This window comes from Kitasatospora sp. Root107 (assembly GCF_001424875.1).
Taxonomy (GTDB): domain Bacteria; phylum Actinomycetota; class Actinomycetes; order Streptomycetales; family Streptomycetaceae; genus Kitasatospora.
In genome coordinates this window covers 191,148-206,837 of sequence record NZ_LMCT01000045.1, presented here as the reverse complement: position 1 = coordinate 206,837, position 15,690 = coordinate 191,148, and the positions used below count along the sequence as shown (strand labels likewise).

The 15,690-nt window shown below is 71.8% G+C and carries 11 protein-coding genes and 2 tRNA genes; 8 read left to right on the top strand and 5 right to left on the bottom strand.

Annotated elements, in window-relative coordinates; genetic code table 11:
- Positions 1-10: 10 nt before the first annotated feature.
- Both ASC99_RS29575 and ASC99_RS29570 read left to right on the top strand, forming a co-directional pair.
- Positions 11-556 (top strand): bifunctional DNA primase/polymerase, encoded by a 546-nt coding sequence (locus ASC99_RS29575; protein WP_304440484.1) that lies wholly within the window; start codon positions 11-13, stop codon positions 554-556.
- Positions 557-609: 53 nt separating this feature from the next.
- Positions 610-684: transfer RNA gene (locus tag ASC99_RS29570), tRNA-Lys, on the top strand.
- A 100-nt stretch (positions 685-784) separates the two neighbouring features.
- Here ASC99_RS29570 and pgi read toward each other — a convergent pair.
- Together pgi and ASC99_RS29560 are read right to left on the bottom strand one after the other, a co-directional pair.
- Positions 785-2,437 carry a glucose-6-phosphate isomerase gene (gene pgi, locus ASC99_RS29565; protein WP_057237738.1) on the bottom strand — a complete coding sequence of 551 codons (1,653 nt, stop codon included), beginning with the start codon at positions 2,435-2,437 and terminating at the stop codon, positions 785-787.
- 197 nt (positions 2,438-2,634) lie between these two features.
- On the bottom strand, positions 2,635-4,215 hold the full coding sequence (locus ASC99_RS29560; protein ID WP_057237736.1) for a Na+/H+ antiporter: 1,581 nt from the start codon (positions 4,213-4,215) through the stop codon (positions 2,635-2,637).
- 157 nt (positions 4,216-4,372) lie between these two features.
- Between ASC99_RS29560 and ASC99_RS29555 the strand changes: the two genes are divergently transcribed.
- Together ASC99_RS29555 and ASC99_RS29550 are read left to right on the top strand one after the other, a co-directional pair.
- Entirely contained in the window at positions 4,373-5,290 is a 918-nt protein-coding gene (locus tag ASC99_RS29555; protein WP_057237734.1) for an NADP-dependent oxidoreductase, read from the top strand.
- 46 nt (positions 5,291-5,336) lie between these two features.
- Positions 5,337-5,401: transfer RNA gene (locus ASC99_RS29550), tRNA-Lys, on the top strand.
- Positions 5,402-5,459: 58 nt separating this feature from the next.
- Here the strand turns inward: ASC99_RS29550 and ASC99_RS29545 are convergent.
- Positions 5,460-7,106: a chitinase gene (locus tag ASC99_RS29545; RefSeq protein WP_057237732.1), complete on the bottom strand. Its 1,647-nt coding sequence runs from the start codon at positions 7,104-7,106 to the stop codon at positions 5,460-5,462.
- 235 nt (positions 7,107-7,341) lie between these two features.
- On the opposite strand from ASC99_RS29545, the gene ASC99_RS29540 reads away from it, so the two are divergent.
- Complete coding sequence (locus tag ASC99_RS29540) at positions 7,342-10,563, top strand: S41 family peptidase (protein ID WP_235502418.1); 3,222 nt, start codon at positions 7,342-7,344, stop codon at positions 10,561-10,563.
- 68 nt (positions 10,564-10,631) lie between these two features.
- Here ASC99_RS29540 and ASC99_RS29535 read toward each other — a convergent pair whose 3' ends face one another.
- Positions 10,632-10,829, bottom strand: coding sequence for a hypothetical protein (locus ASC99_RS29535; RefSeq protein WP_057237731.1), 198 nt, complete (start codon positions 10,827-10,829; stop codon positions 10,632-10,634).
- A gap of 285 nt (positions 10,830-11,114) precedes the next feature.
- Here ASC99_RS29535 and adhE point away from each other — a divergent pair, with 285 nt between their 5' ends.
- Together adhE and ASC99_RS41410 are read left to right on the top strand one after the other, a co-directional pair.
- Positions 11,115-13,754, top strand: a complete 2,640-nt coding sequence (adhE, locus tag ASC99_RS29530; protein ID WP_057237729.1) for a bifunctional acetaldehyde-CoA/alcohol dehydrogenase — start codon at positions 11,115-11,117, stop codon at positions 13,752-13,754.
- A 69-nt stretch (positions 13,755-13,823) separates the two neighbouring features.
- Positions 13,824-14,639, top strand: coding sequence for a phosphoribosyl-dephospho-CoA transferase MdcG domain-containing protein (locus tag ASC99_RS41410; RefSeq protein ID WP_057237727.1), 816 nt, complete (start codon positions 13,824-13,826; stop codon positions 14,637-14,639).
- On the opposite strand, the gene ASC99_RS29520 is transcribed toward ASC99_RS41410, so the two are convergent.
- On the bottom strand, positions 14,551-14,991 hold the full coding sequence (locus ASC99_RS29520) for a nuclear transport factor 2 family protein (protein ID WP_057237725.1): 441 nt from the start codon (positions 14,989-14,991) through the stop codon (positions 14,551-14,553). The genes ASC99_RS41410 and ASC99_RS29520 overlap by 89 nt on opposite strands.
- A gap of 121 nt (positions 14,992-15,112) precedes the next feature.
- Between ASC99_RS29520 and ASC99_RS29515 the strand changes: the two genes are divergently transcribed.
- Positions 15,113-15,685: a TetR/AcrR family transcriptional regulator gene (locus ASC99_RS29515; protein ID WP_057237723.1), complete on the top strand. Its 573-nt coding sequence runs from the start codon at positions 15,113-15,115 to the stop codon at positions 15,683-15,685.
- The last annotated feature ends 5 nt before the right edge of the window (positions 15,686-15,690 follow it).

The window sequence follows — 15,690 nt, the reverse complement described above, 5'->3', positions numbered from 1 at the left end:
GGCCAGTCTGCTGCCCGTGGACATCTGGACGTATCAATCCGTGGAGTACGTCACCGTGGCCGGGGAGTCCTGGCTGGCCTCCGCGAGTGAGTACCCGCGCAGCATGCGCGCCCTCTGGGAGTCACGCCCCTGGGCGCCGACCGTCCTGCCCTGTGGGCGGGCCTTCGACGTGATCAGCATGCCGGCCCTGTTCGGCCGCGCCGTGCTGGACGAACTCTGGGCCTCCGGCCCGGGCTGCGGTCCGGTCGCCTCCTTCCGGGGCCGGACCCTGCTGTTCGTCCAGCCGGGCGCGGCGCCCCGGCTCCGTACCCTGCTGGCCTGGGAGGAGTGGGCCCGCGAGGTGCCGCCGCTGCTCTGCCACGGGCAGGGCGACGCGGTGACCGTGCCGCCGATCCAGCGGATGGTGGACGCCCCGGCCTCCCCCGGCCAGGGCGCCGGCCGCTGGATCGTCGCACCGGACTCCCGAGAGCCCTGGCTGCCGGGCGCCGCCACCGTGCTCTGGGCCTGCGTCCGGGCCTCCCGGGCAAAGGCGCCGGCCGAGCCCACCGAGGCCTGAAACCGATTTTGGTTCCGCCGGATCACGCTGCTAATGTTTTCCACGTCAGACAGGCGCCGCTAGCTCAGTTGGTTAGAGGCAGCTGACTCTTAATCAGCGGGTCCGGGGTTCGAGTCCCTGGCGGCGCACAGACGGTCGGAAGGCCCCCACCTCACGGTGGGGGCCTTCCTTCGTTCCCAGCGCGCCCGGCCGGAGCGGCCCCCCGCCCGAGCGGGGGGCCGCCGTCCGTCAGCGCCCGCGCAGCGAGCGGTAGTTCTGCACCAGCGCGGCGGTCGAGCTGTCCAGCGCCTCGGTACCCTCGCCGGTCAGCAGCACCGGCTCGATCCGCTTGGCCAGCACCTTGCCGAGCTCGACGCCCCACTGGTCGAAGGAGTCGATGTTCCACACCGCGCCCTGGACGAACACCTTGTGCTCGTACAGCGCGACCAGCTGGCCGAGCACCGACGGGGTGAGCTCGGCGGCCAGCACGGTGCTGGTCGGGTGGTTGCCCTTGAAGGTCTTGTGCGGGACCAGCTCGGCGGGCACGCCCTCGGCGGCGACCTCCTCGGCGGTCTTGCCGAAGGCCAGCGCCTGGGTCTGGGCGAAGAAGTTGGCCATCAGCAGGTCGTGCTGGGCGGCCAGCGCCGGGCTCAGCTCGGCGACCGGCTTCGCAAAGCCGATGAAGTCGGCCGGGATCACCTTGGTGCCCTGGTGCAGCAGCTGGTAGTAGGCGTGCTGGCCGTTGGTGCCGGGGGTGCCCCAGACCACCGGGCCGGTCTGCCAGTCCACCGGGTTGCCCTCGCGGTCCACCGACTTGCCGTTGGACTCCATGTCGAGCTGCTGGAGGTAGGCGGTGAAGCGGGCCAGGTAGTGCGAGTACGGGAGCACCGCGTGCGCCTGGGCGTCGAAGAACGCGCCGTACCAGACGCCCAGCAGGCCGAGCAGCAGCGGGACGTTCTGCTCGGCGGGCGCGGTGCGGAAGTGCTCGTCGACCAGGTGGAAGCCGTCCAGCATCTCGCGGAAGTGGTCCGGGCCGATCGCGATCATCAGCGAGAGGCCGATCGCCGAGTCGAAGGAGTAGCGGCCGCCGACCCAGTCCCAGAACTCGAACATGTTGGCCACGTCGATGCCGAAGTCGGCCACCCCGGCCTCGTTGGTGGAGAGCGCCACGAAGTGCTTGGCGACCGCCTCCTGGCCGGCCCCCAGCTCACCGAGCAGCCACTCCCGCGCCGAGGTGGCGTTGGTGATGGTCTCGATCGTGGTGAAGGTCTTGGATGCCACGATGAACAGCGTCTCGGCGGCGTCCAGATCGCGGACCGCCTCGTGCAGGTCCGCGCCGTCCACGTTGGAGACGAAACGCACCGTCAGGTCGCGCTGGGAGTAGGAGCGGAGCACCTCGTACGCCATCGCCGGGCCGAGGTCCGAGCCGCCGATGCCGATGTTGACGATGTTCCTGATCCGCTTGCCGGTCTGCCCGGTCCACTCGCCGGAGCGGACCTTGTCGGCGAAGGCGGCCATCCGGTCCAGCACCGCGTGCACGGCGGGCACCACGTTCTCGCCGTCCACCTCGACCACCGCGCCGCGCGGGGCGCGCAGGGCGGTGTGCAGGACGGCCCGGTCCTCGGTGATGTTGATCTTCTCGCCGCGGAACATCGCGTCGCGCAGCTCGGCGACACCGGTGGCGGCCGCCAACTCCCGCAGCAGGCCCAGGGTCTGGCCGGTCACCAGCTGCTTGGAGTAGTCCACCAGCAGGTCGCCGACCTGCAGCGTGTACTCGGCCCCGCGGCCGGGGTCGGCCGCGAACAGCTCGCGCAGATGGGTGTCACCGAACTCCTCCCGGTGCTTGGCCAGTGCCGTCCACTGCGGCAGCCGGTCCAGGGGGGTACGGTTCAGCGCCGTCATCGGTTGCTCCTCGAAGTCATCCGGTTGTGAGTACCGGCAGGGCCCAGCGGGAGGGTGACGCGAGGTCCGGCGGTAGTACAGGTGTGGTGCGCCGACTCCGTTGACGGCCTGCCCGGGCCAGCCTAACCGTCCTGGTGGACCGTCACCCGCGCCGCCACCTGCGGTCACGGACACTTCGTCGGTTCCACCCCTGCCGGTCACTTGCGCCGGGAGCGCAGGTCGAGCTTGCGCATCACCTGGTCGGCGATCTCCGGGTCGCCGCCCAGCTCGCCCCGGGCGGCGAGCACCTCACGGCGGGAGGCGGCGATCATCTCCTGCTCGATGTCGGCGGCGGCCTGCCACTGGACGAACCGCTCCCTGGCTTCCTGCGCCTCCTCCTCGGCGTACCTCTCCGGGCAGAGCCTGGCCAGCCGGTCGTGCTGACGCTCCCGCAGCCGCTCGACCACCTCGGGCTGCAGGTCGCGCTCGTCCTCCAGCTCGCCGAGCCGGGTCAGCCCGGCCTTGGCGGCCCGCCACCACAGCTGCTTGACCGCCTCCTCGTGCGCGTCCGCCGCGCCGCCGAGGCCGAGCATCCTGACCACCAGAGGCAGCGTCAGACCCTGGACCAGCAGGGTGAACAGCACCACCGCGAAGGCCACCACCATGATCTCGTCCCGCCCGGGGAAGGCCGCGCCGCCGTCGATGGTGAGCGGGATGCCGAGCGCCAGCGCGACGGTGGCGACCCCGCGCATCCCGGACCACCAGAGCACCAGGGTCTCCCGCCAGCTGATCGGGGTGTCCTCGTCCGCCCGGCTGACCCGCTTGGAGATCCAGGCGGCCGGCAACAGCCAGAGCAGCCGGACCAGCACCAGCGCGCCGACCACCCAGGCCGCGTCACCGACCATTCCGTGCCAGCTGTCCCTGACCTCCTCCATCAGCGGGGCCAGCTCCAGCCCGATCAGCCCGAACGCGACGCCGGTGATCAGGATCTCGACGATCTCCCAGAAGGCGTTGCCGACCAGCCGGTACGCCACGTCGTCGGCGTCGGCCGCCCGGTCCGCCAGGTAGAGCGCGCAGACCACCACGGCCAGCACACCTGAGCCGTGGATCTCCTCGGCCAGCACATAGGCGGCGAACGGCACCAGCAGGTTGAGCGCGACCTGCTGGGTCGGGTCCTCGAGCAGACCGGCCAGCTTGGCGTTCAGCCAGCCCAGCGCGATCCCCACCACCACCGCGACCACCGCCGAGAGCACGAACCGCAGCGCCGCGCCGCTCCCCGAGAAGTCCCCGGTCACCACCGCCTCGACGGCCACCGAGTAGATGACGATCGCGGTCACGTCGTTGAACAGGCCCTCGCTCTCCAGCACCGCGACCAGCCGCCGGGGCAGGCCGACGCTGCCCGCCACCGCGACGGCCGCGACCGGGTCGGGCGGCGAGACCAGCGCGCCGAGGGCGACGGCGGCGGCCAGCGGGAGGGTGGGCATCAGCCAGTGGAAGACCCCGGCCACCACCGTGGTGGTGACGATCACCAGGGCGACCGCGAGCAGCAGGATCGAGCGGATGTTGGCCCGGAAGTACCGGACCGAGGAGCGCCGGGCCACCGCGAAGATCAGCGGCGGCAGCACCAGCGGCAGGATCAGCTCGGGGTTGATGGTGATGTCCGGCACCTGCGGAAGCCAGGCGAACAGCAATCCGATCGCGGTCATCAGCACCGGCTGCGGCACCCGGGTGAGCCGGGCCACCGGGATGGTCACCACCGAGGCGAGCAGCACCAGGAAGAGCAGTGACAGCTGACCCACGGAGTACTGTCCTCTCGGTTCTGACGGCCCCTCGGGTCAGGATAAATCTGACAATGCGCCAAGCCGTGCTCCGGCGCGCCGCCGGGTGCTTGACTTCAAGCGCACTTGAACATCGAGAGTGGGCGACAGAAGCCGACGAACCAAGAGGAGCAGCCCCATGCTGGCGTCGATGTTCAACGAGCCCGGTGGCCCCGAGGTGCTGTACGTGGCGGAGCTGCCGGTGCCCGTAGCGGGCCCGGGCGAGGTGCTGGTCCGGGTACTGGCGGCCGGTATCCAGCCGGCCGACACCGCCGTCCGCGCCGGCTGGAGCCCGCCCGGCGCGGAGATCGCGTACCCGGCGATCCCGGGCAACGAGTTCGCCGGAGTGGTCGAGCAGCTCGGCGCGGGCAGCTTCGGCTGGGAGGTGGGCGACGAGGTGCTCGGTTTCCGGCTGCTGAACTGCCACGCCCAGCACGTCGCGGTGGACGGCGCCCAGCTGGTGGCCAAGCCCGCCGCGATGAGCTGGGCCGAGGCCGGTTCGTTCTCCGCCTCCGCGCAGACCGCGCACGTCGCACTGACCGAGCTGAAGGTCGGCCGGGGCGACACGGTGCTGATCCACGGCGCCTCGGGCGGGGTCGGCACGGTCGCCGTCCAGCTGGCCCGGGCCTGGGGCGCCACCGTGATCGGCACCGCGAGCGAGCGCAACCACGCCTACCTGCGCGAGCTCGGCGCGATCCCGGTCACGTACGGCGAGGGCCTGGCCGACCGGGTCCGCGAGCTGGCACCGGACGGCGTGGACGCCGCACTGGACGCGGCCGGCCGGGGCGCCCTGGAAGCCTCGCTCGAGCTGGTCCCCGACCACGCCCGGATCGGCACCATCGTCGACTACCTCGGTGCCCAGCGGCTCGGCCTGACCAGCCTGCGTGGCCCGCGCACGGCCGCCCGGCTGGCCGAGCTGACCGGGCTCTGGGAGTCCGGCGCGCTCCGGCTGGAGATCGCCGCGACCTTCCCGCTGGAGCGGGCGGCCGAGGCCCACCGCCTGGTGGAGGGCGGCCACGTCCGGGGCAAGGCGGTCATCACCCCCTGGGCGGACTGATTTCTGCTTTCCGCTGCTGACCAGGTAATGTTCTCTTCGTCAGCACGCGCCGCTAGCTCAGGCAGCTGACTCTTAATCAGCGGGTCCGGGGTTCGAGTCCCTGGCGGCGCACAGACGGTCGGAAGGCCCCCACCTCACGGTGGGGGCCTTCCTTCGTTCTCGGAGTCGCTCAGCCGAAGTAGCTGTCGAAGTTCTTCGAGAACTCCCGGACCCCGTTGTACTGGTCCCAGTTGATCGACCAGGTCATCAGGCCGCGCAGGTTGGGCTGGGCCCCGCTGCGCGGGACGTACGTGCCGCAGTTGGTGAGCTTGGTCAGGCAGTCCAGGGCCTTGTCGACCTCGGTCGGGCTGACGTAGCCGTTACCGGCGTTGACGGTGGCCGGCATGCCGATGGCGAGCTGCGAGGCGGCCAGCGGGGGGAACATGTTCGCGATGTTGCCCGCCACCGGGAAGCCCTTGAGCAGCATGTCGGTCATCGCGACGTGGAAGTCGGCGCCGCCCATCGAGTGGTACTGGTTGTCCAGGCCCATGATCGAGCCGGAGTTGTAGTCCTGGACGTGCAGCAGGGTGAGGTCGCCCCGCATCGCGTAGATCACCGGCAGGTAGGCGCCCGCGCGCGGGTCCTGGCCGCCCCAGGGGCCGGAGCCGTAGTACTGGTAGCCGAGCTGGACGAAGAAGGTCTCCGGGGCCATCGTCAGCACGAAGTTCTGGCCGTACTTGGCCTTGAGCGTCTTCAGCGCCGAGATCAGGTTGACCACCACCGGCGAGGTGGGGTTCTTGAAGTCGGTGTCACCGGTGTTCAGCGACAGCGAGTGGCCCTCGAAGTCGATGTCCAGGCCGTTCAGGCCCCACTTGTCGATGATCGCGGAGACCGAGCTGACGAAGGTGTCCCGGGCCGCCGTGGTGGTGAGCTGAACCTGGCCGTTCTGGCCGCCGATCGAGATCAGCACCTTCTTGCCCTTGGCCTGCTTGGCCGCGATCGCCGCCTTGAAGTCGGCGTCCGACTCCACCCCGGCGCACTCGGTGGCCGGGCAGCGGTTGAACCTGATGTCGCCCGAGGTCACCGAAGTCGGCTCGCCGAACGAGAGGTTGATGACGTCCCAGGAGTCCGGGATGTCGGCGACCTTGGTGTAGCCGGCGCCGTTGGCGAAGCTGGCGTGCAGGTAGCCGACCAGCGCGTGCGCGGGCAGGCCGTTCGGCGGCGCGGTCGGCGACTGCGAGGTGGAGGGTGACGGCGAGGCCGATACGGAGGCAGAGACGGACGGCGACGGCGGGTCGGTGACCACGGTGCCGCTCGGCGACGGGCTCGGCGCGCCGGGGCCGTCCAGCGAGAGGTCGTCGGCGTAGTAGGTGCCCTGGCCGTACCAGCCGTGGGTGTACACGGTGGCGCTGGTCTGCGAGGCGGTGGTGGTGAAGCTGACGGAGAGCTTCTGGAAGGCCCCGCCGGTGCCCGGGGTCCAGGTGCTGGTGCCGCCGTCCACACCCAGGTAGACGTACGCGCCCTTGACCCAGCCGGTCAGCTGGTACGTGGTGCTGGGCTTGACCGTGACGGTCTGGCTGCACTTGGCCGAGTCGCTCGCCGAGGCGGCCCCGGCCAGCGCGTAACTGCCGGTCCTGGCCTGGCTGGTGACGCTGCCGAGCCCGCCGGTGCAGCTCCACGGGGAGACGCTGCCGGTCTCGAAGCCGCCGTTGCCGAGGAACTCGCCGGCGCTCGCGGTCGGGGCCAGGGTGAAGCTGAGGGCGACGGCACCGGCCGCGGCCGTGCTCCAGGCGGTCGCGGCGGCGACCACTCTTCTGGTGGTTCGGGGAGTTCGCATGTGGGGGATGCTCCTGCCTCGATGTGTGGGGGTCGTCCAACTCGCCTCGGGGAGAGGCTCGGTGTGGGGAGCAAAGATTGGACTGGACCACTGAACCGGCTCCGCCAGGCGAGTGTCAATGGTCTGAACCAATAACCCGAGCCCCGAAACGCCGCGCTCACCCGACCCGTCAGGCACGGTGTTCTGACGGTCCGTCCGAGTTGCGACCCGCCCGGCAGGACCGTTGCATGGAGGGGTGACCGAGCCCGGCTATCTCAGGTACCCGCACCTGCGCGGCGGCCTGCTCACCTTCACCGCCGAGGACGACGTCTGGGCCGCCCCGCTGGCCCCGGACGGCACGGTCGGCCGGGCCTGGCGGGTGAGCTGCGACCGCACCCGGGTCAGCGACCCCCGGCTCTCCCCGGACGGCGCCACCATCGCCTGGACCAGCTGGCTCACCGTCATCCCCGAGGTGTGGACCGCCCCTTCGGACGGCGGCCAGGCCACCCGGCTGACCCACTGGGGCAGCCAGGACACCCGGGTGCGCGGCTGGCTGCCGGACGGCGAACTGCTCGCCCTGACCTCGTACCACGAGCCGTTCGCCCACTACACCTGGGCCTGGGCGCTGCCCCCGGACGGCTCGCCCGGCCGCCGGATGCCCTGGGGTCCGATCAGCGACGCCCAGCAGGACGCCCGGCACACCGTGCTGCTCACCGCCGCCGCCCCGCACGAACCCGCCGCCTGGAAGCGCTACCGGGGCGGCGCCACCGGCCGGCTCTGGCTCGGCACCACCCAGCTGCTCCCCGACCACCCCGGCCACCTGGCCTCCCCGATGCCCATCGGCCCACCCCATGACCCGAGGGTCGCCTTCCTCTCCGACCACGAGGGCGTCGGCAACCTCTACTCCTGCCGCCCCGACGGCACCGGCCTGCGCCGGCACACCGACCACGCCGCGTACTACGCCCGCGAGGCTGCCAGCGACGGTACCCGGATCGTCTACCAGCACGCGGGCGACCTCTGGCTGCTGGACAGCCTGGACCACCCGCACCCGCGCCGACTGGACGTCCCGCTCGGCGGCTCGCGCTCAGGCCGCCGCCCGTACCAGGTGCCGACGGCCAGTCAGGTCAAGGACCTGGCCTGCGACTCCACCGGCCGGGCCAGCGCGATCACGGTGCGCGGCAGCCTGTACTGGCTCACCCACCGGGACGGCCCGGCCCGGGTGCTGGCCGACACCCCTGGGGTACGGACCAGGCTGCCGGTGCTGCTCGGCCACAGCGGGCAGCTCGCCTGGGTCACCGACGCCGAGGGCGCCGACGCGATCGAGCTGGCCCCCGTCCCGAGCCGGGACAGCTCGGAGACCCCGCCGCGCCGGATCGCCGCCGGACAGCTCGGCCGGGTGCTCGAACTGACCGCCGCGCCGGACGGCCAGACCCTCGCGGTGGTCACCTCGGACGGCCGGCTGCTGCTGGTGGCCACCGCCGACGGCACCGTCACCGAGGCGGCCAGCTCCCGGTACGGCCCGGTCGGCAGCGCGGCCTTCTCACCGGACTCGCAGTGGCTGGCCTGGTCCCAGCCGGTGGCCGGCCGCTCGCTGCGCTCGATCCAGCTGGCCCGGGTGGCCGACCCGGCAGAGACCATCGACGTCACCGGCGGCCGGTTCGAGGACGAGCACCCGGTCTTCACCCGGGACGGCCGCTTCCTGGTCTTCCTCTCCTGGCGCGGCTTCGACCCGGTGCACGACGTGCACACCGGCGACATGTCCTTCCCGCTCGGCTGCCGCCCGTACCTGGTGCCGCTGGCGGCCGACACCCCGTCACCTTTCGCCGCCCCGGCCGAGGGCCGGCCCCCGGTCGGCCTGGACCCGGAGCAGACCGGCGGCGACGGCACCGTGACGGTCGACCCGCAGGGCCTGTCCACCCGGCTGGTGCCGTTCCCGGTGATCGCCTCCAAGTACTCCGCCACCGCCGCCGCCCGGGGCGGCCTGCTCTGGCTGCGCTGGCCGATCGCGGGCGCGCTCGGCCAGACCTTCGCCAACCCCGCCGACACCTCGGGCCGCCCGGCGCTGGAGTACTTCGACCTGGCGCAGGGCACCCGCACCACGGTCGCCGAACAGCTGGACGGCTACTCGGTCTCCGGCGACGGCCGCTCGGTCCTGGTGTTCTCCTCCGGCACCCTACGCCTGCTCCAACTACCCTCCGGAAGCCAGCCGTTGACCGTGGACCTGCGCCGGATCACGCACACCGTGCACCCGGCGCAGGAGTGGCGCCAGGCGTACCGGGAGGCGGCCAGGATCGTCCGGGACCAGTTCTGGGACGCCGGGATGTGCGGTCTGGACTGGCCCGAACTGGTCGAGCAGTACGCCCCGTTGGTGGACCGGGTGGCCAGCCCCGACGACTTCGCCGACCTGCTCCGGGAGCTGCTCGGCGAGCTGGGCACCTCGCACGCCTACGTCTCCGCGTCCCGGCGCAGCGAGGGCCCGGCCCCGGCCGGCCAGCCGCTCGGCCTGCTCGGCGCCACCGTCCACCGCGCCCCGGACGGCCGTTGGCTGGTCGAACGGATCCTGCCCGGCGAGTCCTCCGACCCGCGCGCCCGCGCCCCGCTGGCAGGCTACGGGCTGCGCGACGGCGACGAGCTCGTGGCCGTCTCCGGCCGCTCGCCCGACCCGCTGCGCGGCCCCGCCCAACTGCTCGTGGGCACCGGCGGCACCACCGTCGAACTCACCTTCCGTACCGCCGACGGGGGCCCTCTGCGGCGGATCGCGGTCACCCCGCTGACCGACGAGCGGCCGATCCGCTACCAGGACTGGGTGGCCCGACGGCGCCACCTGGTACGGGAGTTGAGCAACGGCCGGTGCGGCTACCTGCACATCCCCGATCTCGGCGGCTCCGGCTGGGCCCAGTTCAACCGCGACCTGCGGCGTGAACTCGACCACCCCGCCCTGGTGTTGGACGTCCGGGGGAACGCCGGCGGCAACGTCTCCGAACTGGTGCTGGAGAAGCTCAGCCGCCGGGTGCTGGCCTGGGACCACAGCCGCGGCCGCCACCCGGTCCGCTATCCGAAGGACGCGCCGCGCGGCCCGGTGGTGGCGCTGGCCGACCATGCCACCAGCTCGGACGGCGACGTGATCATCACCGCCATCAAACTGCTCGGCCTCGGCCCGGTGGTGGGCAGCCGCACCTGGGGCGGCGTGGTCGGCATGACCGGCCGTCACACCCTGGGCGACGGCACCCAGATCTCGGTGCCGAAGAACGCCTCCTGGTTCACCGGCGGCATCGGCTGGTCGGTGGAGAACCACGGGGTGGCGCCGGACGTACAGGTGGTGCGCGGCCCGCACGAGTGGGCGGCCGCGCTGCACACCGAGCTGGAGGCTGCCGTCCGGCTGGCGCTGGAGCTGCTGGCCGAGCACCCGGCGGCCACTCCCCCGCCGCCGGACGCGCCCCGGCCCGACCTGCGCCGCCCACCGCTGCCGCCGCGCTGAGCCGGGCACGACGGGCACGACGAAGGGGCGCATCCACCAGCGGATGCGCCCCTTCATCGTGCGGTAACTCAGTCCCAGGGATCGCCCTCGGCGGTCATCTCCTCGGCCGCCCGACGGTCCTCCTCGGTGGGCTCCGCCTTGTGCATGGCGCTGCGTACGGCGGTGTCGGGGAAGGCGTCGGCCGCCTCGTCGTGGGCGAGCCGCTGCCGCTCGGCCGGGTCCGCAGTCTCGTGGGCCTTGTGCCGGAACCTGTCCAGAATGCCCATGTCTCCTCCTCCGATCGGTCGGATGACGGGCTGCCACCAATCTTTCACCGGCCACGTCGCTCCGCACCCCGGGGCGGGCAGGCCACCCGGACGGCGGAGTGGGCGCGACCACGGCCGCACTTCTCCCAACCCTTACGGCACCCGGCCGTTGGGCCTTTGGTCCCCCTCGACTTCGATCGTAGGGCCGTAGCCGACTCATCCGCCTCAGACGGAGGGTGGAGCTGTCAGCCGCTCCGGCAGCGCCGCCGGAGTTGCCACGCAGCTCCGTTCTCCGAGGTGAGCGATATGACCCGCCAGCAAGCCGCAGCACCCGGGACTCCGGCCCCGTCCGACGCCGCCACAGCGGTGGACATCCTGGTCGGCAACGGACAGAAGGCCCTGCAGGAGTACGCCGGGTTCACCCAGGAGAAGATCGACCACATCGTCAAGAAGGCCTCGCTGGCCGCGCTCGCGGCGCACACCCGGCTGGCCGTGCTGGCGGTCGAGGAGACCGGGCGGGGGGTGTTCGAGGACAAGGCCGTCAAGAACATCTTCGCCTGCGAGCACGTCACGCACTCGATGGCCGACATGAAGACGGTCGGCGTGATCCGCCGGGACGACATCGACGGCATCGTGGAGATCGCCGAGCCGGTCGGTGTGGTCGCGGGCGTCACCCCGGTGACCAACCCGACCTCGACCACCATCTTCAAGGCGCTGATCGCGCTGAAGACCCGCAACCCGATCGTCTTCGGCTTCCACCCCGCCGCACAGCGCTGTTCGGCCGAGGCGGCCCGGATCGTCCGGGACGCGGCGGTCGCGGCCGGCGCTCCGGCGTACTGCGTGCAGTGGATCGAGACACCCTCGATGGAGGCCACCGGGGCGCTGATGAACCACCCGGGCGTGGCCACCATCCTGGCCACCGGCGGCAACGCGATGGTCAAGGCGGCGTACAGCTGCGGCAAGCCGGCGCTGGGGGTCGGCGCGGGGAACGTGCCCGCGTACATCGAGAAGAGCGCGAACCTCAAGCGCGCCGTCAACGACGTGGTGGTCTCCAAGTCCTTCGACAACGGGATGATCTGCGCCTCCGAGCAGGCGGTGATCCTGGATCAGGAGATCTACGGCCCGGCGCTCGGCGAGTTCCGCAAGCTCAAGGCACACCTGGCCAGCAAGGCCGAGAAGGCGCTGCTCGAGCAGTACGTCTTCGGCGTCGGCGAGGACCGGAACTGCGCGGGCGCCAAGCTGAACGCGGCCGTGGTCGGGCAGTCGGCGGTGGCGATCGCCGAGGGGGCCGGCTTCGAGGTCCCGGCGGACACCTCGATCATCCTGGCCGAGGTCGACTTCGTCGGTCCGGACGAGCCGCTGACCCGGGAGAAGCTCTGCCCGGTATTGGCGGTACTCAGGGCGGACACCCGCAAGCAGGGCCTCAAGCTGGCCACCGAGATGGTGGAGTTCCACGGCCTGGGCCACTCGGCCGCCGTGCACACCGAGGACGCGGCCTTCGCCGAGGAGTTCGGCCACGCGGTCAAGGCCTGCCGGATCATCTGGAACGCGCCCAGCTCGCAGGGCGGCATCGGCGACGTCTACAACGCCTTCATGCCCTCGCTGACGCTCGGCTGCGGCTCGTACGGGGCCAACTCGGTCTCCGGCAACGTCAGCGCGCTCAACCTCGTCAACGTCAAGCGGATCGGGCGGCGCAACACCAACATGCAGTGGTTCAAGATCCCGCCGAAGGTGTTCTTCGAGCGCAACTCCATCAAGTACCTGGCCGACATGCGCGGTGCCCGCAGGGTGGTCATCGTCACCGACCGGACCATGGTGGAGATCGGGCACCTGGAGCGGGTCAGGTCGATCCTGAACCGGCGCACCGAGCCGGTCGAGATCCGGGTGCTCGACTTCGTGGAACCGAACCCGAGCATCGACACGGTGGAGAAGGGCGCCGAGCTGATGCGCGGCTTCCAGCCGGACACCATCGTCGCGCTCGGCGGCGGTTCGCCGATGGACGCGGCCAAGGTGATGTGGCTGATGTACGAGCACCCGGAGACCGTGTTCGCGGACCTTAAGGAGAAGTTCTTCGACATCCGCAAGCGCGCCTTCACCTTCCCGGACCTGGGCGAGAAGGCCAAGCTGGTCTGCATCCCGACCACCTCGGGCACCGGCTCGGAGGTCACCCCGTTCGCGGTGATCACCGATTCGGAGACCGGCCAGAAGTACCCGCTGGCGGACTACGCGCTGACCCCGAGCGTGGCGATCTGCGACCCGGCGCTGACCACCGACCTGCCGAGGGCCGTCACCGCCGACTCCGGCTTCGACGCGCTGACGCACTGCATCGAGACCTATGTCTCGGTCTACGCCAACGACTTCACCGACGGTCTTGCGCTGCAGGGCATCCGGCTGATCTTCGAGAACCTCGAGGAGGCCGTCGTCAACGGGCCGGACAACCCGGTGGCCCGGGAGAAGATGCACAACGCCGGAACGATCGCCGGCATGGCCTTCGGCTCGGCCTTCCTGGGCGTGGTGCACGCGATGGCGCACACCCTGGGCGCCACCTTCCACGTCGCGCACGGCCGGACCAACGCGATCCTGCTGCCGCACGTGATCCGCTACAACGGCGCCGCCCCGTCCAAGGTGACCAGCTGGCCCAAGTACCAGAGCTACGTGGCTCCGGAGCGCTTCCAGCAAATCGCCAGGATGCTCGGCCTGGCCGCCGAGACCCCCGAGCAGGGCGTCGAGTCGCTGGCCCTGGCGGTCGAGCAGCTGCGCGACAAGGTGGGCATCCCGCAGTCCTTCAAGAACGCGGGCGTGGACGAGACGGCCTTCCTGACGGCACTGCCGCAGCAGGCGATGTACGCCTACGAGGACCAGTGCGCGCCCGCCAACCCCCGGATGCCGATGCTGGCCGACATGCAGCAGCTGATGCGGCAGGCCTACTACGGGGACCGCATCTGAGCCGGACCAGAAAGGGACCGGGAGCTGATCGTCGGCCTGCAGACCGACGCCCCGCTGAAGCGGGCGATCATGCCCTACGGCGGCTGGCGGATGGTGGCCGGCGCCCTGGAGACGTACGGCTACCCGGTCTCCGCCGAGCTGGAGGCAGACGGTCTCCGGCGGCGAACCCCTGCCGAGCTGGGCCCGTACGGTGCTGCACGGCAACCCGTGGGTGACCGTCCGGCTCGCGCCCGTGCTGGCCGGCTTCGCCCCCGACCGGGTCCGCTGAACCCGGGACGCGTCGGCCGCCCCCGAGTCCTGGGTCCCGGTCTCGCTGCGTGGGCCCGCCTCGACCAGCGGGCCACCGGCTACGCTCCTCGCTCGGCCGTCGCGGTCACCCTCAAGCCCGAGCAACTGCCGGGCCGACTCCCGCAGTTGGACCAGCCCCAGATCTTGCTCCCCGCCCTGGCGGCGCTCCCCGAAGCCGCCGAGGCGGTCGACAGCTACGACCTGAGCCGGAGCCCGATCGGCGCGGTCGGCTGCGAACTCGCCACCAGCGTCCCGGTCACCGCACCGGACAGCCCGCTCCGGCTGCTGCTCCGCAGCCCGCTGCCGTTCAGCCGCCGCGACGCGCTGCTGTTGCGCCGCAAGCTCCGCAAACTCCCGGTCCGGGTCGAAGCCGAGCTGGAGACCCGTCACGGCGCCGTCTCCCTCGCCGAGTACTCCACCTCCCCGCAGTCCCTCACCCTGCACACCCCGGACGGCCCCCGCCTGGTCGGCGACCCCTGGCTCCCCCCGCGCCGCCGGCTCCCCAGCGCTACTCGGCATCCAGCGCCGCCACCAACTGCGGCAGGGCGCCGCCCGCCACGGCGAGGGCCAGATGGTCGTGGAAATCCCGGCTGCTGACGATCAGTCCGTCGCGGACCCGCAGCACCTGAATGTTGGCCGCCTCGAAGTTCCGCCCGGTCACCCGGTGGTGCACCTGGTAGTTCCATTCGGCGACGATCACCTCCGGGTCGTCGGTCTCCCGGATCAGCACATCCTTCGAGGTCAGCTCCACGGGCGAGCTCCCGGAGACCTCCGCGAACCGCTCCTCGAGTACGGCCCGCCCCTCGAACCGGCGGGGCCCGACCGGCGCGAAGACGGTCTCCACCACGGCATCCTCGGCGTAGAGCTCGGCCAGCTCCGCGAACCGCCCCGCGGTGATGCCCTCGAGCAGCTTCCGGAAGACCTCGCGCGGTGACAGCGACTCGGACATGATCAACCCCCGGTCGGATCGGTCACTAGAATCGGACTAGCGACTCAGGTTATCGACGATACGGACTAGCGACTCCGGTTGTCCAGAGTGACTCCGCCTTCGGCGGGGAAGGGTGGGAGGGATGAACGGCGCTCAGGGACGCCCGCTGCGGGCGGACGCGGCCCGCAACCGGGCCAGGCTGCTGGACGTCGCCACGGAGGTGTTCACCACCCGCGGCGTCGGCGTGCCGACCGAGGAGATCGCCCGGGCCGCCGGGGTCGGGGTCGGCACGCTGTTCCGGCACTTCCCGACCAAGGAGGCGCTGCTGGAGGCCGTGATGGTGGGCAGGCTGGAGTCGATCGCCGCCCGGACCGCACGGCTGGCCGCCGAGGCCGGGCCCGCCGAGGCCTTCTTCGGCTGCTTCCGCCTGGTGATCGACCAGTCCGCGGGCAAGAACGAGTTCGCCCGGGCCCTCGCCGCTGCCGGGGTGGACGCGCACGCGGCGCTCCAGGAGTCCAGCCAGGTGATCCAGGCGCAGCTGGCCGAGCTGCTGACCGGAGCGCAACAGGCCGGGGCGGTCCGCCCGGAGCTGGGACTGCCGGAGCTGATCGCCCTGCTGGTCGGCACCAGCACGGCGATGGAGCACCTCGGATCCGACCCGGCGGCCCGGGAGCGGATCTTCGAGGTGGTCTTCGACGGGCTGCGGCCGCGCTGAACCGG

Bases quoted from the DNA above. Each gene is read 5' to 3' on its own strand.
- pgi (WP_057237738.1), bottom strand. From the start codon at position 2,437: ATGACGGCGCTGAACCGTACCCCCCTGGACCGGCTGCCGCAGTGGACG.
- ASC99_RS41410 (WP_057237727.1), top strand. From the start codon at position 13,824: ATGCCCTACGGCGGCTGGCGGATGGTGGCCGGCGCCCTGGAGACGTAC.
- adhE (WP_057237729.1), top strand. From the start codon at position 11,115: ATGACCCGCCAGCAAGCCGCAGCACCCGGGACTCCGGCCCCGTCCGAC.
- ASC99_RS29555 (WP_057237734.1), top strand. From the start codon at position 4,373: ATGCTGGCGTCGATGTTCAACGAGCCCGGTGGCCCCGAGGTGCTGTAC.
- ASC99_RS29535 (WP_057237731.1), bottom strand. From the start codon at position 10,829: ATGGGCATTCTGGACAGGTTCCGGCACAAGGCCCACGAGACTGCGGAC.
- ASC99_RS29545 (WP_057237732.1), bottom strand. From the start codon at position 7,106: ATGCGAACTCCCCGAACCACCAGAAGAGTGGTCGCCGCCGCGACCGCC.
- ASC99_RS29515 (WP_057237723.1), top strand. From the start codon at position 15,113: ATGAACGGCGCTCAGGGACGCCCGCTGCGGGCGGACGCGGCCCGCAAC.
- ASC99_RS29520 (WP_057237725.1), bottom strand. From the start codon at position 14,991: ATGTCCGAGTCGCTGTCACCGCGCGAGGTCTTCCGGAAGCTGCTCGAG.